At 62.9% G+C, this 19945-nt stretch carries 19 protein-coding genes; 15 read left to right on the forward strand and 4 right to left on the reverse strand.

Annotated elements, in window-relative coordinates; genetic code table 11:
• The first annotated feature begins 60 nt into the window (after positions 1–60).
• The 6 genes from FDP28_RS06365 (at position 61) to FDP28_RS06390 (ending at position 7014) form a co-directional block, all read left to right on the forward strand.
• Positions 61–951 carry a F0F1 ATP synthase subunit gamma gene (locus tag FDP28_RS06365; protein WP_144659870.1) on the forward strand — a complete coding sequence of 297 codons (891 nt, stop codon included), beginning with the start codon at positions 61–63 and terminating at the stop codon, positions 949–951.
• 81 nt (positions 952–1032) lie between these two features.
• Positions 1033–2484 carry a F0F1 ATP synthase subunit beta gene (gene atpD, locus FDP28_RS06370; RefSeq protein ID WP_144659871.1) on the forward strand — a complete coding sequence of 484 codons (1452 nt, stop codon included), beginning with the start codon at positions 1033–1035 and terminating at the stop codon, positions 2482–2484.
• 1 nt (position 2485) lies between these two features.
• On the forward strand, positions 2486–2770 hold the full coding sequence (locus FDP28_RS06375; RefSeq protein ID WP_144659872.1) for a F0F1 ATP synthase subunit epsilon: 285 nt from the start codon (positions 2486–2488) through the stop codon (positions 2768–2770).
• A 10-nt stretch (positions 2771–2780) separates the two neighbouring features.
• Positions 2781–3212: a DUF2550 domain-containing protein gene (locus tag FDP28_RS06380; protein ID WP_144659873.1), complete on the forward strand. Its 432-nt coding sequence runs from the start codon at positions 2781–2783 to the stop codon at positions 3210–3212.
• 5 nt (positions 3213–3217) lie between these two features.
• Positions 3218–4516, forward strand: coding sequence for an alpha/beta hydrolase (locus FDP28_RS06385; RefSeq protein WP_144659874.1), 1299 nt, complete (start codon positions 3218–3220; stop codon positions 4514–4516).
• On the forward strand, positions 4513–7014 hold the full coding sequence (locus FDP28_RS06390; RefSeq protein ID WP_397320997.1) for a bifunctional lysylphosphatidylglycerol flippase/synthetase MprF: 2502 nt from the start codon (positions 4513–4515) through the stop codon (positions 7012–7014). Before FDP28_RS06385 ends, FDP28_RS06390 begins: the two co-directional genes overlap by 4 nt.
• A 151-nt stretch (positions 7015–7165) precedes the next feature.
• Here the strand turns inward: FDP28_RS06390 and FDP28_RS06395 are convergent, their stop codons facing one another.
• From FDP28_RS06395 to nucS, 3 genes are all read right to left on the reverse strand, one after another.
• Positions 7166–7369, reverse strand: a complete 204-nt coding sequence (locus FDP28_RS06395) for a cold-shock protein (protein ID WP_018776337.1) — start codon at positions 7367–7369, stop codon at positions 7166–7168.
• Between the two features lie 274 nt (positions 7370–7643).
• On the reverse strand, positions 7644–8891 hold the full coding sequence (locus FDP28_RS06400) for an N-acetylglucosamine-6-phosphate deacetylase (protein WP_144659876.1): 1248 nt from the start codon (positions 8889–8891) through the stop codon (positions 7644–7646).
• Between the two features lie 43 nt (positions 8892–8934).
• Positions 8935–9630, reverse strand: coding sequence for an endonuclease NucS (gene nucS, locus FDP28_RS06405; protein WP_144659877.1), 696 nt, complete (start codon positions 9628–9630; stop codon positions 8935–8937).
• A 49-nt stretch (positions 9631–9679) separates the two neighbouring features.
• On the opposite strand from nucS, the gene FDP28_RS06410 reads away from it, so the two are divergent.
• Together FDP28_RS06410 and FDP28_RS06415 are read left to right on the forward strand one after the other, a co-directional pair.
• Positions 9680–10024: an ATP/GTP-binding protein gene (locus FDP28_RS06410; protein WP_144659878.1), complete on the forward strand. Its 345-nt coding sequence runs from the start codon at positions 9680–9682 to the stop codon at positions 10022–10024.
• Between the two features lie 19 nt (positions 10025–10043).
• On the forward strand, positions 10044–10838 hold the full coding sequence (locus FDP28_RS06415) for an alpha/beta hydrolase (protein ID WP_144659879.1): 795 nt from the start codon (positions 10044–10046) through the stop codon (positions 10836–10838).
• Positions 10839–10865: 27 nt separating this feature from the next.
• Here FDP28_RS06415 and FDP28_RS06420 read toward each other — a convergent pair whose 3' ends face one another.
• A complete protein-coding gene (locus FDP28_RS06420; protein WP_144659880.1) occupies positions 10866–12170 on the reverse strand; it encodes an AI-2E family transporter in 1305 nt (434 codons plus the stop codon).
• A gap of 202 nt (positions 12171–12372) precedes the next feature.
• Here FDP28_RS06420 and FDP28_RS06425 point away from each other — a divergent pair, with 202 nt between their 5' ends.
• The 7 genes from FDP28_RS06425 to FDP28_RS06455 all read left to right on the forward strand — a co-directional run bounded on the left by FDP28_RS06425 (position 12373) and on the right by FDP28_RS06455 (position 19944).
• The gene (locus tag FDP28_RS06425) at positions 12373–14127 is read left to right on the forward strand and encodes a DUF8094 domain-containing protein (protein ID WP_144659881.1); all 1755 of its coding nucleotides are present in this window, start codon (positions 12373–12375) and stop codon (positions 14125–14127) included.
• A 29-nt stretch (positions 14128–14156) separates the two neighbouring features.
• Positions 14157–15140, forward strand: a complete 984-nt coding sequence (locus tag FDP28_RS06430; RefSeq protein WP_144659882.1) for a tetratricopeptide repeat protein — start codon at positions 14157–14159, stop codon at positions 15138–15140.
• Positions 15140–16240, forward strand: coding sequence for an NADH:flavin oxidoreductase/NADH oxidase (locus tag FDP28_RS06435; protein ID WP_144659883.1), 1101 nt, complete (start codon positions 15140–15142; stop codon positions 16238–16240). The genes FDP28_RS06430 and FDP28_RS06435 overlap by 1 nt, the downstream gene beginning before the upstream one ends.
• 40 nt (positions 16241–16280) lie before the next feature.
• Positions 16281–17168 carry an ABC transporter ATP-binding protein gene (locus FDP28_RS06440; protein ID WP_144659884.1) on the forward strand — a complete coding sequence of 296 codons (888 nt, stop codon included), beginning with the start codon at positions 16281–16283 and terminating at the stop codon, positions 17166–17168.
• Positions 17150–18721 carry a transporter gene (locus FDP28_RS06445; protein WP_144659885.1) on the forward strand — a complete coding sequence of 524 codons (1572 nt, stop codon included), beginning with the start codon at positions 17150–17152 and terminating at the stop codon, positions 18719–18721. Before FDP28_RS06440 ends, FDP28_RS06445 begins: the two co-directional genes overlap by 19 nt.
• 93 nt (positions 18722–18814) lie before the next feature.
• On the forward strand, positions 18815–19597 hold the full coding sequence (nagB, locus tag FDP28_RS06450; RefSeq protein WP_144660017.1) for a glucosamine-6-phosphate deaminase: 783 nt from the start codon (positions 18815–18817) through the stop codon (positions 19595–19597).
• A gap of 8 nt (positions 19598–19605) precedes the next feature.
• A complete protein-coding gene (locus FDP28_RS06455) occupies positions 19606–19944 on the forward strand; it encodes a DUF3039 domain-containing protein (protein WP_144659886.1) in 339 nt (112 codons plus the stop codon).
• Position 19945: the final 1 nt, after the last annotated feature.

Raw genomic sequence — 19945 nt, forward strand, 5'->3', positions numbered from 1 at the left:
TGCCGGGGTCCGCAAGGGCCCCGGCAGGGCAGCACATCGGGAACTTAGGAAAGGATAAGTATGGGAGCCCAGATTCGGGTCTACCGTCAGAAGATCAGCTCGACGACGTCGATGCGCAAGATCTTCAAGGCGATGGAACTGATCGCTACCTCGCGCATTGGTAAGGCCCGCGCCCGCGTAGCAGCTTCACTGCCCTACGCAAACGCGATTACCCGCGCCGTTTCTGCTGTCGCAACTCAGAGCGAAATCGACCACCCGCTGACCACCGAGCCGGAGCAGATCCGTCGCGCCGCAGTCCTGATCATCACATCGGACCGCGGCCTTGCAGGATCCTACTCGGCCAGTGTGCTCAAGCAGGCTGAAGGTCTCACCGAGCTTCTTCACGCAGAAGGCAAGGAAGTCAAGGCGTACCTTGTTGGCCGCAAGGCGCAGGCGTACTTCGATTTCCGGAACCGGCCCTACGCCCGCGTATGGACCGGCGGCACGGACGCACCGGAATTCGAAACCGCGCAGGAAGTCGGAGCTGCTCTTCTCGAAGACTTCTCCACCGACTATGAAGAGGGTGGCGTGGACGAAATCCACGTCGTTTACACCCGCTTCAAGTCCATGGTGACGCAGGAGCCCACGGTGATCCGTTTGCTCCCGCTTGAGGTCGTCGAAGAGGAAGCTGCCTCGGAAACCGAGCTGCTGCCGTTGTACGAATTCGAACCGGAAACGGAGCAGGTTCTCGACGCCCTGCTTCCGCGTTACATCGAATCCCGCATCTTCGCGGCGATGCTGCAGGCTGCTGCTTCCGAGCTCGCAGCCCGCCAGCGTGCCATGAAGTCGGCCGGTGACAACGCTACGGAACTGATCAAGAAGTACACGCGCCTTCGCAACACGGCCCGCCAGGCCGAGATTACGCAGGAGCTTTCCGAAATCGTGGCCGGCGCCGACGCACTCGCGTCCTAGCCTGCACCGATTCGGTTCAAAGCCGCACCTGAACAACAGATAAACTTAACCCCACGCCATCTACTGAGTGAAGTGAGAGAGATGACTGCCACTGCTACCGAACACGTAGCAACGGCCGGTGCCACCGGCCGCATTGCCCGTGTTATTGGTCCGGTTGTCGACGTCGAATTCCCGGCTGACGCAATCCCCTCGATTTACAACGCCCTGACCACCGAGATCACCCTCAACGGCCAGACCAAGACCATCACGTTCGAGACCTCCCAGCACCTGGGTGACAACCTCGTCCGCGCCATCTCCCTGCAGGCAACCGACGGACTTGTCCGTGGTACCACCGTGCAGGACACCGGTGCTCCGATCTCCGTGCCCGTCGGCGACGGCGTCAAGGGCCACATCTTCAACGTCCTCGGCAAGCCGCTCGACGTCGAAGAGTCCGAGATCAAGGCTGACGCCTACTGGCCGATCCACCGCAAGGCTCCGAACTTTGCTTCCCTCGAGGGCTCCACGGAGATGCTCGAGACCGGCATCAAGGTCATCGACCTTCTCACCCCCTACATCAAGGGTGGAAAGATCGGCCTGTTCGGCGGCGCCGGCGTTGGCAAGACCGTTCTGATCCAGGAAATGATCACCCGTGTTGCCCGTAACTTCGGTGGTACTTCGGTATTCGCCGGCGTGGGCGAGCGTACCCGTGAAGGTAACGACCTCTGGGTTGAAATGGAAGAGGCCGGCGTTCTGAAGGACACCGCCCTTGTCTTCGGCCAGATGGACGAGCCGCCGGGAACGCGTCTGCGCGTGGCCCTGTCGGCTCTGACCATGGCGGAGTACTTCCGCGATGTCCAGAACCAGGACGTGCTGCTCTTCATCGACAACATCTTCCGCTTTACGCAGGCAGGTTCGGAAGTTTCCACGCTGCTCGGCCGCATGCCGTCCGCCGTGGGCTACCAGCCCAACCTTGCTGACGAGATGGGTCTGCTCCAGGAGCGCATCACCTCCACCAAGGGTCACTCGATCACGTCGATGCAGGCCATCTACGTGCCTGCTGATGACTACACCGACCCGGCTCCGGCCACGACCTTCGCACACCTCGACGCGACCACGGAACTTTCCCGTGAAATCGCCTCCCGTGGTCTGTACCCGGCCGTTGACCCGCTGACGTCGACTTCCCGTATCCTGGACCCCCAGTACATCGGCAAGGACCACTACAACACGGCTGTTCGTGTTAAGCAGATCCTGCAGAAGAACAAGGAACTCCAGGACATCATCGCCATTCTCGGTGTCGATGAACTCTCTGAAGAAGACAAGATCGTCGTGTCGCGTGCACGTCGTATCCAGCAGTTCCTCTCCCAGAACACCTACACCGCAAAGCAGTTCACCGGCGTCGAAGGCTCCACCGTGTCCATCAAGGACACCGTCGAAGGCTTCACCGCTATCTGCGACGGCGAGCTGGACCACATCGCAGAGCAGGCGTTCTTCAACGTCGGCGGTCTGGATGACGTCGAGCGCAACTGGGCCAAGATCCAGGAACAGACCAAGTAGTATGGCTGAGCTCGAGGTTGAGATTGTCGCGGCGGACCACTTCGTGTGGTCCGGAGCGGCCAAGATGGTGAAGGCCCGCACCAGCGATGGTGAAATCGGAATCCTGCCGGGCCACTCGCCCCTCCTGGCCATCATGGCCGGGGGCGAGCTGGCAATCCAGCCGGTTTCCGGTGACCGGATTGCAGTAGTTGTCGACGGTGGGTTCTTCTCCGTGGACAACGATCGCGTGGTCATTGTTGCTGACAACGCCAAATTGGGCGAAGCGGCTACAGCGGGGATCCGATAGCACGACCTTGATGGACGATTCCCTTATTCCGTTCATCGCCTTGGCAACAGCGTTCACGTTGCTGATCATTTCACTGTGCCTTCTGGGGGTGCGCCGCTTCAATCTGCGGCGCGCCCTTGGCACGATCGACGCCTCCATTTGCACGGCTGGAAACAGCTGGCAGATGGGGGTTTGTCGTTATCAGGACAATGATCTTGAGTGGTTCCGCTTGATGTCGCTGAGCGTTGTTCCCAAGCACAAGTTCAAACGCAGCTCACTGGAATTGCTGGGCCGCCGCCAACCGACAGAGGAAGAGCTGGTCCGGGTGCAGCCCGGCGTCGTGGTGGTTGAACTGCAATACGAAGGCAGGAAGTTCATGCTGGCCATGAACTTCGATGCCTATGCGGGGCTTTCCTCTTGGCTGGAGGCCGGCCCGGTTATCGGCGTCGGTACCTGGCGTTAGGCGTTATGGACTTCCTTTCGGACGTCAGTCTTGTGTCTGGACCGTTCCTCTGGTTCAGCATTGCCTGCGGGATCGTTGGGGGAGCGTACCTGCTCTGGCGACGACGACCGTCCTGGTTATTGGTGGTTGTGGGGTCTTTACTGACAGCCATCGCCGTTGTCGCCTTGGTGCACTGGATCCTGGTGGATCTCATGGCTGTCTTCTCGGAGAACCTGCCGTTCGAGACTGTGGCTTGGACCGTGCCGGCAGTAGCCGCCATTGTGCTCAGCGCTGCACGTATTCCCCGCAATTCCGCCAAAGGGCGCGTGCTGAGTGTAACGGCCATGCTGGGAGTGATCTTGCTCTGCATGGTCCAAGTGAACCTGTACTTCGGATTGAACAACACGGTCGCTGACCTTCTAGGCACCGCGGTGGCACGAATCCAGCCGCTTGAACAGAGCCTCAAGCGCTCTGCAAAGGCCACGCCGGCTCCTCTGCCGTCGGCGTGGAAAGCGCCCGACTCCATGCCGCAACATGGCATTCTGCGAAAAGCCACGATCCCAGGAACCGTCTCAGGTTTCACTTCCCGGGATGCGTTTATCTACTTACCGCCGGCTTATCAGACCGACCTCCGGCCCAGCTTGCCGGTGCTGGTGCTTTTCGCAGGGCAACCCGGAGCACCAGCTGACTGGTTGACAGGAGGAAGACTCCGCGCCCAACTGGACCGTTTCGCAGAGGCCCATGGCGGTATTGCGCCGGTCACCGTGGTGGTGGATCCGAACGGTTCCGGCAACGCCAATACCTTGTGCATGGACAGCCGGATCGCCCCGGCCGACACCTTTCTTTCCCAAGATGTGCCCGCGTGGATCACGGACACCTTGGACGTCTCCACCGATCACAAGCAATGGGCTGTGGGCGGATTCTCCTTTGGTGGTACGTGTGCGCTGCAGATGGGAACCGCGCACCCCGACATTTTTCCCTCGGTGCTGGCCTTCTCCGCAGAGCGCGAACCGGCCCTGGCCAAGGACAGGAACAAAACCATTGGGGACTCATTCGACGGCGACGTCGCAGCTTTCGAATCAAGGACGCCATTGGTGTTGATGCGGGACCGCGATTTCGCCGGCAGTGGCGTCTACTTCGCAGCCGGCGAGACGGACAACGAATTCATTAACTACATGCATGAGCTCGGCGAAGCGGCGAAGAAAGCCGGCTTCCAGATCGAAGAGCACACGATCCGGAAGGCCGGGCATTCCTGGGATGCCGTGGTGAAGGGAATGCCGGAAGGCCTCGATTTCCTTGCCGGTCGATGGGGGCTTCCGAAATGAGCCTTGCCGTAAAGGGTGTTGTCCTGCCCGCCTTGAGGCAAACCGGACAGCATGTGCGGTCCACCCCCTTCACGGCCGGCATTCTTGTGTTGTTCGTTGCCCTGTCCATCATCTCCGGCAGTTTTGTCACCGGGCCGCCAGATGGATGGCTGCGGGTGGCTGGGGTGAGCCTGTCCGGTCTGAAGTCCGGCGACTGGTGGTCCATTTGGACATCGCTGTTCTTTACCACCAACCCTTTGGCCTATGTCACCGCCGTGCTGATGATCCTGTTTCTTCTGGGCCTGGCCGAACGGCGCTTCGGCTCCCTGAGGACGGCCGCCGTCTTCTTTGGAAGCCAGTTCGCCGCAGTCTCGGCATTCCTGTTGGTCACCCAGGTAGCGCAGACGTCCGACGACGGCTGGCTGGCCCGCATGGGCGATACCCGCCTGATTGGGCCGTACGCCGCCATCCTCTCGACGTGCCTGGCGGCCAGTGCGCTCCTGCCTACGCTGTGGCAACGACGACTGCGCACAGTGGCGTTGTCGGTCTCCCTGCTCTTGCTGCTGTACGTGGGCCACGCGGAGACAGTGGTGGGCTTTCTTGGGGCATTGATCGGCTTGGCGGCCGGTTGGTGGATGCAAAGCAGCCAGGGTCATCTCCGGCTGCACAGGTCCACTGGCAGGGAAGTGCGGAACCTGTTGTCCTTAACGATGGCCATCTTCGCGGTTGGTCCCATCGTTACGGCCGCTGCCAAGAGCCCGTCCGGTCCGCTCGCTTTGCTGCGGGACGTCATCTTGAATCCCATCCCAACGTTGGGCCAGCTGGAGAGCAACTGCGGCGGCAGTATCGATGTCTCATGCCTTGAAGTCGGACGACAGGGCTACACGGGCCCGTTCGGTCTGGCCCTTGCCGTGGTGCCGGTCGTGCTGCTCTTGATCTGTGCCGACGGAATGCGGAGGGGTCGTCGCCTTGCCCTGGGGATCGCCATTGGCGTGCAGTTGGTGGTGGTGGCTCTCTCGGCCATTTACCTTGGCCTCTTTGCCAATATCCCGCGGCCGCAGGGTCGTTCCCACGTGGGGATGATGAACTCGGCCGTGGTACACCTCATTCCGCTGGTGCTGGTTCCTTTGGTCCTGGCAGTACTGCTCTTTGTCTATCGGGGACATTTCCGGGTCGTCTCTTCGGACCGGCTTCGGCGCAGGGTGTTCTGGCTGGTCGGCCTGACGGGCATAGGCCTTGGCGTCGCCTACTGCATTGTCTGGTTCTCCTCGGGGGGAATGTCGAGGGACGGCGGACTGCTCGGCCTCGCTGCGGAACTTGCACGGCAGTACCTCCCTGTTCCTCTTCCGGGCTCCTACCGGAAGGTTTTTGCCGAACGCGACGTCCTTGAAGGCTTTCTTTTCTCCTACTCCGGAACGGTGTTCTGGCTGGTGGCGTTGGTTGGCGTATGGATACTTTTCATCCGCGGGCACCATACCGGTGGCAGGGATCACCAGGCGCGCGATCGTGCCCGCAGCCTGGTGAAGGCCGGGGGCGACTCTTTGTCCTGGATGGCGCTGTGGGAGCCGAATAAATACTGGTTCGCCCCGGACCATGCCGGGGGAGTGGCCTACCAGCAGCACGGGCACGTGGCATTGACAATGGCGGGTCCTTTTGGGCCGGCGGACAATCACGTGGCCACAGCAGCCGGTTTCCTTGGGTACTGCTCCGAGCATGCGCTGATTCCGTGTCTGTACTCCTGCACGGATGAGCTGTGGCCAATGCTGCAGGGGCGGGGCTTCCGCCGCGTGGCTGTTGCCCAGGAGACGCGCCTACGCATCCGCGGCCTGGAGTTCAGGGGCAAGGAATGGCAAAACGTCAGAACGTCCCTCAACCGTGCGGCCAAGTTGGGGGTGACGGCCAGGTGGGGTACGTTCTCCGGATTGCCCCACGGGATCCGTGCCCAGATCAGTGAGGTCTCGGAGGAATGGGCTGCGCAGAAGGAGATTCCCGAGATGGGCTTTACTCTGGGGGGCCTGGACGAACTCGAAGACGATGAAGTGTTGTGCTGTGTAGCAGTGGATGATGCCGGCTTTGTCCATGGCGTGACCAGCTGGCTCCCGGTCTTCGAAGACGGCAACGTGGTCAGCTGGACCCTGGACTTCATGCGGCGGCGCGGGGATGCGTTCCCTGGGGTGATGGAGTTCCTGATCGCCTCGGCTGTTCTTCATCTGCGGGAATCCGTGGAGGTAATCTCGTTGTCGGGTTCGCCGCTGGCCCAGGAGAAGGGCGAGATCGAACAACAAGCCAAAGGCTTGGCGGGTCTGCTCGATGTCGTAGGCCAGGCGTTGGAACCTGTTTATGGTTTTAGGTCCTTGGCGTCCTTTAAGTCCCGATTCCAACCCGAGTACCGGACGCTGTACATGTATTACCAGGACCCCCTGCATCTTCCGGCTATGGGCCGCGCTCTCAGCCGCGCTTACCTCCCCGGGTTGTCAGTTCGTCATTCCGCCAGGCTGCTTCGGACTTTGGTTGGTTGAATTGTCAATGCTTTTACGAGCATGCATTTCTTCACGTTTAGTAACAGTCACAATCTGAATATGACAGAACAGCCGGCATAAACGATCTTGTCTGCCTTAAACAGCTTGGCCCCGGCTCGGAAGCCGGGGCCAAGCTGTTTAACGGGTAAGACTAGACGACGGTAACGCCGGTGGCCTGGGGGCCCTTGGCGCCCTGGCCGATCTCGAACTGAACGCGCTGGTTCTCATCGAGGGTCTTGAAGCCACCGGTCTGGATCTCGGAGTAGTGAACGAAGACGTCCCCATCCGAGTCGTCCGGGGTAATGAAGCCGAAGCCCTTTTCAGCGTTGAACCACTTTACGGTTCCCAGTGCCATGTATATCTCCTCATTATGGAACTTCAGTCCGATACACTTCGTACCGGCCTTGTTACTCCGCGAGAAGACCTGAATTTCCTTCCAGGAGACCTGGCTGGATTCGCAGGAGCTTCACGCTCGCAACTCGTCTTGCGAGCATGAAAACCACCTACACAAAGACTGCTACAACACTTTCATGTGCTCTGCCGGAGGTCAACGGTGTTTTGGGCAATTCGAGAAAAATTTAGGTAAAAAGAAGGTAACGCGGCGCTGCCCCAATTGCGCAAGTGCATGCCTAGGAGAGCCATTGCCCATTGCGCATCACGCCGGTGAGCTCGAGGTCTTCATTGGTTAGGACGACGTCGGCGCGCAGTCCGCGTCGCAACCCGCCTATTTCATCGGAAAGGCCAAGAACGGCGGCGGGAACCGCGGTTGCCGAACAAACGACGTCAGGAAGCGCGACGCCGGCAGCTACCGTTTTGCGGACAACGTCCAGGAGGGTGTCGGTACCGCCTGCGATCGATCCCGTGGCATCCAGCGTGGCTACGCCATTGCTGACGGTCACGGGAGAAGGACCGAGCATGTAGTTGCCGTCAGACAAGCCCGCCGCGGCCATGGAATCGGTCACCAGGACGATGTTGCCCGCTCCAACCAACTGGAAGACGGTGGCGACCGTGCTGGGTGCCAGATGGGTCCCATCCGCGATGAGTTCCACTACCGCTTTGCCTTCTTGCGCCATGCGCAAGCAGGCGGCGACCGGCCCGGGCGCGCGGTGGTGCATCGGAGGCATCCCATTGAAAAGGTGCGTGACCGTCGGAAGCGAGCTCACGCCGTCGAACCCTGCTGACTCAAGTCCTTCGCGAGCGGCAGCCAGCGACGCGGCTGCCGTGGCGTCGTCGCAATCGGTGTGGCCCAACGAGGGCGTCACGCCGTGGGAGGTCATGAGGTCCACCAGGGCAGCGGCGCCCGGGAGTTCGGGCGCGTACGTCATGGTGGCCAGTTTGCCCCCGGCGGCGCCGACCAATTCGGTCATGAGGTCCAGGTCCGGCTCAAGCAGGTACTCCGGATTCTGGGCCCCGCAGCGGGCATGGGAGAGGAAAGGTCCCTCAAGATGGATTCCGGCTACGAGTCCCTCCTCCGCCAGCTTCACGTAAAGCTCTATGCCCCGGAGGAGGTCTTCCCGGGGAGCGGTGACCATGCTGGCGAGGAAGGTGGTGGTTCCGGAGCGGTGCAGGAACTCGACCGCCTTGCGCGCGGATGTCTCTTCACCGCCCGGGAAATCGCCTCCATTGCCGCCGTGGCAGTGCACGTCGACCAGCCCCGGGATCAAGTAGCTCCCGCTCGGCACGCCAAGACGGATCGCCCCCTCGAAGCCGTCGAAAGCTTCGGGGTCGAAGTCGTCGGCCGGACCCGCGTAGGCAATCCGGTCGCCGTCGATGGCCAGCAGGCCATCCTCCACCACCTCGCCGTCGCTGACAAGCGTTCCTTTGATGATCTGATGGCTCGGCGCGGACGAGGAAGCGAAACGGGTTGGGGCAGTCATGTTTTGATTCTAGTGGCCTGCGGCACACTGGCCGCCGGTGGCCTCAGAAGAGGCGGGACTCGCTGTCATCCACTCCACGCATGGCGTCATAATCCAGGGTGACGCAATCGATTCCGCGGTCATTTGCCAGGACTTTGGCCTGGGGCTTGATCTGCTGCGCCGCGAAAATGCCCCGGACGGGCGCAAGCAGGGGGTCGCGGTTGAGCAACTCCAGGTAGCGGGTCAATTGTTCAACGCCGTCGATGTCACCACGGCGCTTGAGTTCGACGGCGACGGTGGCACCGTTGGCGTCGCGGGCCAGGATGTCCACGGGGCCGATGGCCGTGAAGTACTCGCGGCGGATCAGGGAGTAGCCCGCTCCCAGGGTCTCGATTTGCTCGGCCAGGAGGCGCTGAAGGTCCGCTTCCACTCCATCCTTGATCAGTCCGGGGTCGACGCCGAGATCATGGGAGGTGTCGTGGAGTTGTTCGTAGATGTTGATGATGAGGCGGTCATCGGTTTTGGCCGACTGCACTGTCCACTGTTCCACCACGCCCTCTTCGACCTCGGTCTCCTCCGGGGTGGTCACCCGCAAGGTCGCGGGCGGGCTCATCCAGTTCAACGGCTTGTAGGAGCCGCCGTCGGAGTGCACCAGCACCGAGCCGTCCGCTTTGACCAGCAGCAGCCTGGTGGCGAGGGGGAGGTGGGCCTTGAGGCGGCCAACATAATCAACAGAACAACGGGCTATCACGAGTCGCACCCGCCCCACATTACCTTCTGGGGCCGGTGGTTTGGGGCAGAATGGAGGTATGCCCCGCTCCAACCGACCTCGCCGCAATGCATCCGGCGCACGCTCTGGCAACGCTGGAGGCAAGTGGAGCGAACCGGTGCCCGAGCTCGACCTGGAGCGGGCCCGCGCAGGAATTGCCCGCCGGGAGAGCGCTCCGGACGGCGACTGGATGGTCCGGACCATGACGGCCAAGAAGGCCGAGAAACAATACATTTGCCCGGGTTGTTCGACGGCCATCCTGCCCGGTATCGCGCATCTGGTGGTGTGGTCCGACAACCACCTGTTTGGGCCGGCTGCCGGCTTGGCCGAGCGTCGCCATTGGCACACCAACTGCTGGACATCGCGGACGTACCGGTACCGCTGAAGCGCTTAGGCTAGGAAGCATGACTTTCGACCCCGCCTCGTTCGTTTTCATCCCACAGGACGCGCCCTCGGAGATCCGTGCCTCAACGGTGCTCCCGGCCAAACGCGAGAATGTGGAGATCACCACGGAGGACGGCAAAGTCCTGGTGGGCGAGCTTGCGCTTCCCGAGTCGGGTGAGGTCACGGCAACCCTGATCACCCTTCATCCCCTGCCGACCCATGGCGGATTCATGGACTCCCACGTGTACCGGAAGGCGTCCTACAGACTCCCCGCACTCTCCGGCGTCGCCGTCCTTCGCTTTAATACCAGGGGCACGTCGTCTCCTCGGGGGACCAGCGATGGGCACTTCGAAGAGGGCATCGGTGAGCGCTACGACGTCGAGGCGGCCGTTCGGTTCGCTGTTGATCGGGGCCTGCCCAACCGCTGGCTGGTGGGATGGTCTTTCGGAACGGAACTTGCGTTGATGTATGGCGCCGTGGAGCCTGTGGCCAGCCAGATTGAAGGAGCAATTCTCCTGTCTCCGCCGCTGCACCGGGCCACGGATGTCCATCTCAAGGAATGGGCCGCCTCCGGCAAGCCGCTGACGGTTTTGGTGCCCGAACACGACGATTACCTGCAGCCGGAGGAAGCGGCCCAGCGGTTCAGCCTGGTCCCGCAGGCCCGGCTCGTCGGCGTCGACGGCGCGAAGCACCTGTGGGTGGGGGAGAAGTACGCTGCGCGGGTCCTGGACGAAATCGTCGACGACGTAACTTCCGCGGGTGCCGGCGTCGACGGCCTGCCGCGCCAGTGGGCGGGGCCGGTAGCGGGTGCCTGACCCGCCCCTAGGGAGGGGGAGGGCCGGTCAGTGCCTGTCTTGCCGGACGATGAAGACTTCCTTGATCAGCAACATGATGGCTGCGGCGGTCGGAATGGCAATGAGCGCCCCCAGCACGCCCAGGAGGCTGCCGCCGGCAATGACGGAGATGACCGCAACCGCGCCGGGTACAGCCACGGCACGTTGCATGATGCGCGGCGAGATGAAGTAGGCCTCGAATTGGAGGTAGGCGAAGTACGCGATCGCGTAGATGACGGCGGTCTGCCAGCCTGCTGTGAGGGCCACCAGGATGACCACCACTGCCGCGATCATCCCGCCTACCAGGGGAATGAACGCGAGCAGGGCCACCACGAAGGCCAGCAGGACGCTGAACGGTATGCCGAGGATGGTCATGACGATGAAGGCGAAGACCGCGTTCAGCAGGGCCACGCACGCCTGGCCGATCACGTAGTTGCCCACGGAGTCGGTGATGGCCTCGGACAGGGCTTCAACCCTGGGGCGGCGTGATCGGGGAGCGAGACGGTACGCCCACTTCTTCATCGAAGGCAGCGCTGCCAGGAAGTAGAGACTCAGGACAAGGACGATCAGGGATCCGAACAGCCCGTTGGCAACGGTGGAGCCGAATCCGACAACTCCGCCAAAGATGCCGCCCATGGTTTCGGGATCCTTGACGAACTTATCCAGTTCCGTGGTGATCCGGTCCCGGACGCCGAATTGGCTGTCCACGGTGCGGAAGAAGTCCGAGTCGAGGAAGTTGCGGATCCAGTCCGGAGCTTGCCGAACGATCTCCGAGACCTGTTCAACGATGGTGGGAATGAGGGTTGCGAAGAAGCCAGCCACCGCCAGCACCAGAGCGGAAACGGAAATCAAGATGCCTGCCGGCCGCGGGACCCTGTGGGCCTCAAGCCAGCGGACCACAGGATCAAGTCCAAGGGCAATGAAAAGGGCCGCCACGATCCACAGGATCAGCTGGGTGGTGTTGCTGGCAATGTAGAACACGGCCAGGGCCATTCCCACGCCGGCCGTTCCCATGAAGCCGACATAAAGGGGGTGCTGCGATGACATCCGGGGACCGGGAGCCCCAAAGCCGTGATCGTCCTCGGGACTGGAGCCATCCCGACCGCCGTCGCTGTCGTCCTCCGGCGGCATCTCAAAGCGGACGCGGTTGCGGGCCCCTGGAATGGGTTGCCTGAGGCGGCGGCTGATGGCGGCAAGACGTCCGGTCCGGACTGGTACAGCGGCGGCAGACCCTTCGGACGAGGCATCCACCGCGTCCGAACCGGCAGCTGACCCTGGCTCATCGACGGGACGGGACTCCATGTGGTCTTTCACGGGGTTGTACAGCCTTTTCATTGGTGGTGCAGGGTCAATTCAGGCTAGTTACTGCCCGGATATCATGATCATCGCCACACTATCAGGAGCATGGAATCGGGCTGCGGCGGCGCCACGGCAGGGTTTTCGGGGTGTCGCCGGCGTCACGCCGATCTGACTCCTTGATAACAAAACGGTTACCCTTGAAGTTCAACGACCGCTGATGATAGGTGATCCTGTGCGTTTGAAGACTGCAGCCTTGCTGGTGCTGCTGGGCCTGCTGACGATGCTGGCCGGCATTGGCCAGCTGACTTTTTGGGCCCCCGCTGAAACCGTGACGGCTTCGGTTCCCGGCGATACCAAAGCTTCCCCACTGACCGTGATCGATCAAAAGCTGATCGACCTCCATGACGGCCCGGTGAAGATCAAGATCCAGGGCGAGGGCAACTACACCATTGCCACCGGCCGCCCGGACGACGTCGACGCCTGGGTGGGCAAGACAGCCCACACCACGCTGACCGGTGTCTCCGCAGACCAGAAGTCCCTCGAAGTGACCTCCGCGGACGGTGAAGCAACAGCGCCGTCCCCGGCCGGATCCGATCTCTGGGTAAGCACGGAGGACGCGAGCGGCGACTTCGAATACACCTGGAACCCTCCCGCTGACGGCGAATGGTCACTGCTCGTGGCAGCCGACGGTACCAAGCCCGCACCGACAGCGATCTCCATGACTTTCCCGAACAAGGCAACCACGCCGTGGGCTGTGCCGCTGATCGTTCTGGGCATCATTATCATCCTGGTGGGAGCGGCCCTGCCGTTCATCGCCAAAGCATTGAGCAGCCGCCGCAACAACGGCGAGGGCGATGGCCCGCACGACGGCGAGGCAACCACAACGCTGCCCGTCCAGTCGCCCGCAGGTGATGAGGGCCGCCGTCGTACCGGAGGTGCCGAAGGCCCCGCGCTGCGCGTCACTGCCGTAGCTGCCGCCCTTGCGGCCGTCATGGTTGGCGGGACGGCAGTAGCTGCCCAGGCAACGTCCTCTCCGGATGCCACCACCTCGGCGTCGACCCAGGCTGCCGATGGCGACGGCGGAACCCCGGTAATGCTCGAATCCCAGCTTCAGCGCATCCTGGAGCAGGTCGCCAGCACCGTTGACGCGGCCGATGCCGCAAAGGATGCGGCCAAGCTTGCCCCGCGCGTGGACAAGATGGAACTTCAAATCCGGACGCAGAACTACAAGATCCGGTCCACTGTCTCGGCTTACGAGGCACGCATGCCGGTCCGGGCCACCAAGCTCCAGAGCAGCGTCATCAGCACCAAGAAGGACTGGCCGAGGACGGTGTACGCCCTGACGCAGGGTGAGGGAAATGTTGTCCCGCAGGTCCTGACACTTGTGCAGCTGTCGCCGCGGGAAAACTACAAGCTGTGGGGCACAGCGCCTCTGCAGCCCGGCACCAACTTCCCGTCGTTCCCGGTCCCGCGCAAGGGCACCACACCTGTGCCTGCCAGCGACAAGGACGGCTTGGCCTACAGCGGCAACCAGGCGTTGGAGATCCTGAGTGAAATGCTCACCAACCCGGATTCGCCCAACCGGAGCAAGCTCGCCGACGGTCAATCGTCCCCGTACATCGCAGGCGCACTCGCTTACCAGGCCGATACCGTGAAGAACGGAACCAGCGCCAACTTCAAGTTCACCCACACGCCCGTGACCAACCAGACCGTTGTGTTGAAGACAGCCGACGGCGGAGCGTTGGTAGTGGGACGCCTGGACTTCTCCTTTGAGGGAACTCCAAAGGCAGCAGGTGACAAGCTGATCCTGGAGGACGACTCCGCTGTCTTTGCCGGCGGCAAGGAGACAACCACGGGCATGGTGTTGAACTTCGCTGAATCCGTGGCCGTGTACATCCCGCCCGCAGGATCATCCGATCCCATGAAGCTGGTAGCTGCCACCCGCGGCCTGGTTGGCGCCAGCTTCAAGTAGCCAGGCAGGCAGCGGCTAGAGTGGACGGTATGAGTTCGCCCGGATACCGACCCACTCCAGCCGCTGCCAGCCAGCTCAACCTGCGCGGCGCCGTCGACCTCTCGTCGTTGCGCCGCCCCACTCCGCCGCAGGGGCCACCAGCTCCCGTGTCCGCGGACGGAGAGGCATCCCAAGGCGGTGGCGCCGGCAAGGCCCCCCTTCGCGTGGATGCCACGGAAACGAACTTCCAGGATCTGGTGCAGTTGTCCGCCCAAATTCCTGTGCTGTTCCTCCTTTGGTCGCGGTACGCGGCCGAATCGCCCGGTGTCCTTGATACCGCTCAGCGCGTTGTTGAAAGCTATGGTGGCCGCCTCGTGCTGGCCGCTGCCGACGTGGATGCCTTCCCGCAGTTGGCCCAGGCCTTCCAGGTAGAGGCCGTCCCCACCGCCGTAGCCGTGATCAAGGGCCAGCCCGTGCCGCTGTTCCAAGGACCGGCCGACGACGCGCAGATCCGCAGCCTCATTGAGGAACTCCTGAAGGTAGCCGCCGCCAACGGCGTCACCGGAAGCATTGGCGACGCCGGACAAGCCGACGACGCCGAGCCCGCACCATTGCCGCCGCTGCACCAAGCCGCCGTGGATGCGATCGAGGCCGGCGACTACGACGCCGCGGTGGCCGCTTACAAGCAGGCCCTTCTTGAGCAGCCCGCGGATGCTGAAGCAAAGGCAGGCCTCGCCCAGGTTGAATTGATGGCCAGGCTGGAGAAGCTCACCGCCCCAGAGGCCGAGGCTCTCCGCGACCTCGCTGCCAGGGAGCCCGATGATCTCCAGGCCCAACTGGGCGTCGCCGACCTCGATGTCTCGGGCGGACACATTGAAGACGCCTTCAACCGGATCATCGGCTTCATCGGCAGGAACTTTGGCCCCGAGCGGGAAACCGCCCGTGTGCGGCTCCTGGATCTCTTTGAAGTTGTCGGGGTCAAGGACGAGCGCGTGGCCAAGGCCCGTCAGGGTCTGGCGAGGGTTCTCTTCTAGTGACGTCGGCGCTTTTTTCCCCGCTCAAGCTTCGTTCGCTCACCATCGGGCACCGGGGCTGGGTCTCGCCGATGTGCCAGTACAGTTGCGATCCGGAAACGGGGGAGGGCGTCCCGAACGACTGGCACCTGATGCACTTGGGCTCCTTCGCCGCGGGAGGTGCCGCGCTGATCATGACAGAGGCTGCGGCGGTGAACCCGGTGGGCCGGATCAGCCCGCGGGACGCAGGGCTCTACACCGATGAACAGGCTGCCGGTTGGGAACGCATAGTGCACTTCGTGCACCGGCACGGTGCCGTCGATTGCAGGATCGGTGCCCAACTGGCGCATGCGGGGCGGAAAGCCTCCACCTACTGGCCTTTCGCCGGCCACTCGGGTTCGGTCCCGGAGTCCGACGGCGGTTGGCCCACCGTCGGCCCGACGCAGGAGCCCTTCGACGGCTACGCGGCGCCCTCTGCCATGAGCGAAGAGGACATCCAGGCCGTGGTGGCAGATTTCGCCGCCGCTGCTTCCCGGGCCGTGGATATCGGCTTTGACACTGTGGAGATCCACGGTGCGCACGGGTACCTCCTGCACCAGTTCCAGAGTCCGCTGATCAATACGCGCACGGACGGCTGGGGCGGGAGCGAGGAAGGCCGGAACCGCCTGATGCTCACTGTGGTGGAAGCCGTCAGGGCGGTCATCCCCGACTCCATGCCGCTGCTGCTTCGGATCTCGGCCTCCGACTGGGCAGAAGGAGGCGTGGACGTGGACGCCTCCGCCAGGTTGGCGCGCGCGGCGGCCGACCTCGGCGTCGATCTGGTGGATGTCTCCAGCGGCGGTGCTGTGGCCCATCAGAAGATCAACGCGGTGCCCGGTTACCAGGCCGGCTTCGCCGAGCAGGTAAAGCGCGACGCCGGCATCCCCACCGCCGCTGTGGGACTGCTGACCAGTCCCGCCCAGGTCGAGGACATCGTAGCCAACGGCCGTGCTGACGCCGTGTTCATGGCGCGGGCTGCCCTGCGCGATCCGCATTGGTGGTTGCGCGCGGCCTACGAGCTTGGACACGATATGCCGTGGGTTCCGCAGTACCAGCGGGCCGTGCCCCGCCACGGTTTCTAGAACTCCAGCCACTGCGCGCCCGCGAGGCTAGGCTGGTCCCATGACGGAACCACGCCATGAATCCATGCCCTTATCCACCCCCGCCCCGGCGTCCGAGTCCCCGCCGTCGACCGCTACGGGTGCCAGCCAAACACCGCAAGAGGCACCGCAGCCGGCGCCCCCGGCAGAAGCCCCCGTGTCTGCGCTGTCCATCCGGGGCCTGGCCAAGCGTTTTGGCGACAAGATCGCGGTCGACGGAATCAACCTGGAAGTACCCGCCGGCTCCTTTTACGGGATGGTGGGACCCAATGGTGCCGGCAAGACTACAACGCTGTCCATGGCGACGGGCCTGCTGCGTCCTGACTTCGGAACCGCTGTGGTCCATGGAGTCGACGTCTGGGCACAGCCGCTGGCGGCCAAGAAGCTCATGGGCGTGCTGCCCGACGGCGTCCGCCTGTTCGATCGGCTGACGGGCGAGCAGCTGGTCACCTACTCCGGCCTGCTGCGCGGCATGGACAGGGACGTTGTAGGTACGCGGGTGTCGGAGCTGCTGGCTGCCCTTGACCTCGAAGGTGATGCCGGATCCCTGGTGGTCGACTATTCGGCCGGCATGACCAAGAAAATAGCCTTGGCATCTGCCCTGATCCATGCGCCCAGGCTCCTTGTCCTGGATGAGCCTTTTGAGTCGGTGGACCCGGTATCGGCAGCAAATATCCGGGGCATCCTGGAGAGCTATGTAGCATCCGGAGGAACGGTTATTGTTTCCAGCCACGTCATGGACCTCGTACAGCGCATGTGCAGCCACGTAGCTGTCGTTGCCGGCGGCCGGGTCCTGGCAGCGGGCTCTGTGGACGAGGTACGCAACGGTTCCACCCTCGAAGAGCGCTTCGTGCAGTTGGTGGGCGGCGGACACCGGACGGAGGGGCTGGAATGGTTGCGCACCTTCTAGGCCTGAAGTGGCAGCTGCTTCTTAACGGCTTCAAGCGCAGTCCGTGGCAATTGGTTGGCATGGCGTTGGGATTGCTCTACGCCCTGGGAATGCTGGTCCTCCTTGTTGGAGGCCTCATAGCACTGCGGTGGGCTGATCCCGGGATCGCCCACACCGTGGTGGTATTGGGTGGAGTGGCCACTGTTCTGGGGTGGGCGGTCATCCCCTTGGTAGCGTCGGCGGCGGACATGACGCTGGATCCTGCGCGTTTCACCACGTTCGCGATCCCGCCGAAGCAACTCCTCGCGGGTCTGGCGCTTGCCGGGCTGATCGGAATTCCCGGCCTTGCGACGCTGATTGCGGCCTTGGGAACCGTAGGCACTTGGTGGCGGAGCGTTCCCTCGGCCCTTGGCGCATTGCTCGGTGCCGTCCTGGGGACGCTGACCTGCGTCGTGTTGTCCAAGGTTGTCACGACGGCGACTGCCGGACTCGCCGCGTCGCGGCGGTTCAAGGACATCAGCAGCATCGTTGTGTTCATCCCGCTGGTCCTGCTGGGGCCCATCATGATGGGCATTGTGGAGGGCGTCCGCAACAGCGCCGACTACCTTCCCGGGTTGGCACGTACTTTGTCCTGGACGCCCCTCGGAGCGGCGTGGTCGCTGGGTGGGGACCTCGAATCAGGCCAGGCAGCCGCCGCCGGTCTGAAGTTCCTGATTGCCGCAGCTACGATTGGCGCGCTGCTGTTGTGCTGGCACCTGCTCCTGCGGCGCGCCTTGGTGACGCCCACGTATTCCGGTGCCTCGGCGAGGAAGGGCGGAAAGCTTGGCCTTTTTGGCCGCCTTCCCGGGACGCCGGCCGGAGCCATCATGGCTCGGGCGCTGGTCTACTGGATGAAGGATCCGCGCTATGCGGCGTCCTTGGTCATCGTCCCGCTGTTCCCCGTGCTCTTCTTCTTCGGCAGTTCACAAAGTGGCAGCTACGGGCTCTTCATGATCCTGGGGCCGCTCACCGCATTCGTTATGGCGTGGTCCATCTGTGCCGATGTTTCCTACGACAACACAGCCTTTGCGCTCCACCTGGCCGCCGGTGTCCGCGGTGTGGATGACCGCTTGGGGCGCGCCTTGGCCTGCCTGGCGATATCGCTTCCCGTGGTCCTGGTCTTCACTGTTGCTCCGTTGTTCCTCACCGGGGAATGGCAGTGGCTTCCCAATCTTTTGGGCTTGTCTCTGGGAACTCTCTTCACCGGACTGGGCCTGTCCTCGGTGATCTCGGCCCGGTATAACATTGCCGTACCGCTGCCCGGCGACAGCCCGTTCAAGAAGCCACCGGGAAACGTAGCCCAAACGCTCGCCGTGCAGGGAATCGGAATGGTGGTGCTGGCTCTGCTGTTGGTTCCGGAACTTGCTTTGATGGTTGTCCAGGCCGTCAGCGGCGGTCCGGAAGCAGGATGGATCAACCTGGTTGTTGGCCCGGTCCTGGGCGGGATCCTCTTTATCGTCGGCGTTCGACTCGGCGGTAAGTGGCTGGACGCGCGTGGCCCCGAGATGTTCGCCCAGCTCAGTGTCAACCGCTGACTCCGTAACAAGCGTGATTACCGTGGCCCCATAGGTGGGACATGGGATAACCTCAGTGACAGTAGATGATCCTCAGAAAGAAAGGCCGTGACGATGGAAGTTGTCATTCTCCCTGGCACCAAGCAGATTGGTGCGCTGGCTGCCGATGCCATCGAGGCATTGGTGCGGCGCAAGCCGAATGCTGTGCTGGGCCTCGCCACGGGCTCTTCACCCCTGCCCATCTACGATGAATTGGCGAGCCGTTACGAAGCCGGGGGCCTGGACTTTAGCCAGGCCCACGGTTTCGCCCTGGATGAGTACGTTGGCTTGGAGGCCGGGCACCCTGAGTCCTACCGCGAAGTCATCCGACGGGAATTCACCAACCGGGTCAACATCAAGCCCGAAAATGTCCATGGTCCCGATGGCGCTGCCGACGACCTCGAAGCAGCGTGCCAGGCCTACGAGGACGCCATCAAGGCCGTGGGCGGCGTGGACCTCCAGATCCTGGGCGTGGGAACGGATGGGCACATCGGCTTCAACGAGCCGGGCTCCTCCCTGGCTTCCCGGACCCGGATCAAGACCCTGATTGAGCAGACTCGCAAGGATAACGCCCGCTTCTTTGACAGCATCGACGACGTTCCGCACCATGTAGTGACCCAGGGGCTGGGCACCATCATGGATGCAAAGCATGTGGTGCTTGTGGCCACGGGCGCGCAGAAGGCCCAGGCGGTCCGGGATTTCGTGGAAGGGCCAGTGGCTGCCATCTGTGCCGCATCCATCCTCCAGATGCACCCCCACGCCACCATCCTGGTGGACGAAGCTGCCGCATCATCACTGAAGCTGGCCGACTACTACCGGCACACCTACGACAACAAGCCGAAGTGGCAGGGCCTGTAGACGGTAAGATGTTTGGCATGACTACGCTTCCTCCGGATCCATTCGAAAACGACCCCATGCGCGAACTTTCCGGAGCCGGAACGTCCACCTCCACCATCGAGCGTGAAGAAACACGCCAGGAAGTGGAACCCGGCGACCGTGAGCGGTTTGCGCACTACGTCCGCAAGGAAAAGATCATGGAATCGGCAATGACAGGCGAGCCCGTCATTGCTTTGTGTGGAAAAGTCTGGACCCCGGGCCGGGATCCCCAGAAGTTCCCGGTTTGCCCGGAGTGCAAGGAGATCTATGAGGGTCTCCGCCCAGGCAATGACGGTGGAAACGGCGACGGTCCGGGCAACTCCAAGTAGT

Origin of the sequence: Paenarthrobacter nicotinovorans, from assembly GCF_007670255.1 — a bacterium.
In the GTDB taxonomy this organism is placed as follows: domain Bacteria; phylum Actinomycetota; class Actinomycetes; order Actinomycetales; family Micrococcaceae; genus Arthrobacter; species Arthrobacter nicotinovorans_B.

Excerpts from the sequence above, each read along its gene's own strand:
- FDP28_RS06430 (WP_144659882.1), top strand. The coding sequence starts at position 14,157 with ATGAGTTCGCCCGGATACCGACCCACTCCAGCCGCTGCCAGCCAGCTC.
- FDP28_RS06385 (WP_144659874.1), top strand. The coding sequence starts at position 3,218 with ATGGACTTCCTTTCGGACGTCAGTCTTGTGTCTGGACCGTTCCTCTGG.
- FDP28_RS06375 (WP_144659872.1), top strand. The coding sequence starts at position 2,486 with ATGGCTGAGCTCGAGGTTGAGATTGTCGCGGCGGACCACTTCGTGTGG.
- FDP28_RS06455 (WP_144659886.1), top strand. The coding sequence starts at position 19,606 with ATGTTTGGCATGACTACGCTTCCTCCGGATCCATTCGAAAACGACCCC.
- FDP28_RS06400 (WP_144659876.1), bottom strand. The coding sequence starts at position 8,891 with ATGACTGCCCCAACCCGTTTCGCTTCCTCGTCCGCGCCGAGCCATCAG.
- FDP28_RS06410 (WP_144659878.1), top strand. The coding sequence starts at position 9,680 with ATGCCCCGCTCCAACCGACCTCGCCGCAATGCATCCGGCGCACGCTCT.
- FDP28_RS06445 (WP_144659885.1), top strand. The coding sequence starts at position 17,150 with ATGGTTGCGCACCTTCTAGGCCTGAAGTGGCAGCTGCTTCTTAACGGC.
- FDP28_RS06425 (WP_144659881.1), top strand. The coding sequence starts at position 12,373 with ATGATAGGTGATCCTGTGCGTTTGAAGACTGCAGCCTTGCTGGTGCTG.
- atpD (WP_144659871.1), top strand. The coding sequence starts at position 1,033 with ATGACTGCCACTGCTACCGAACACGTAGCAACGGCCGGTGCCACCGGC.
- FDP28_RS06390 (WP_397320997.1), top strand. The coding sequence starts at position 4,513 with ATGAGCCTTGCCGTAAAGGGTGTTGTCCTGCCCGCCTTGAGGCAAACC.
- FDP28_RS06395 (WP_018776337.1), bottom strand. The coding sequence starts at position 7,369 with ATGGCACTGGGAACCGTAAAGTGGTTCAACGCTGAAAAGGGCTTCGGC.
- FDP28_RS06440 (WP_144659884.1), top strand. The coding sequence starts at position 16,281 with ATGACGGAACCACGCCATGAATCCATGCCCTTATCCACCCCCGCCCCG.
- FDP28_RS06380 (WP_144659873.1), top strand. The coding sequence starts at position 2,781 with ATGGACGATTCCCTTATTCCGTTCATCGCCTTGGCAACAGCGTTCACG.
- FDP28_RS06415 (WP_144659879.1), top strand. The coding sequence starts at position 10,044 with ATGACTTTCGACCCCGCCTCGTTCGTTTTCATCCCACAGGACGCGCCC.
- nagB (WP_144660017.1), top strand. The coding sequence starts at position 18,815 with ATGGAAGTTGTCATTCTCCCTGGCACCAAGCAGATTGGTGCGCTGGCT.
- FDP28_RS06365 (WP_144659870.1), top strand. The coding sequence starts at position 61 with ATGGGAGCCCAGATTCGGGTCTACCGTCAGAAGATCAGCTCGACGACG.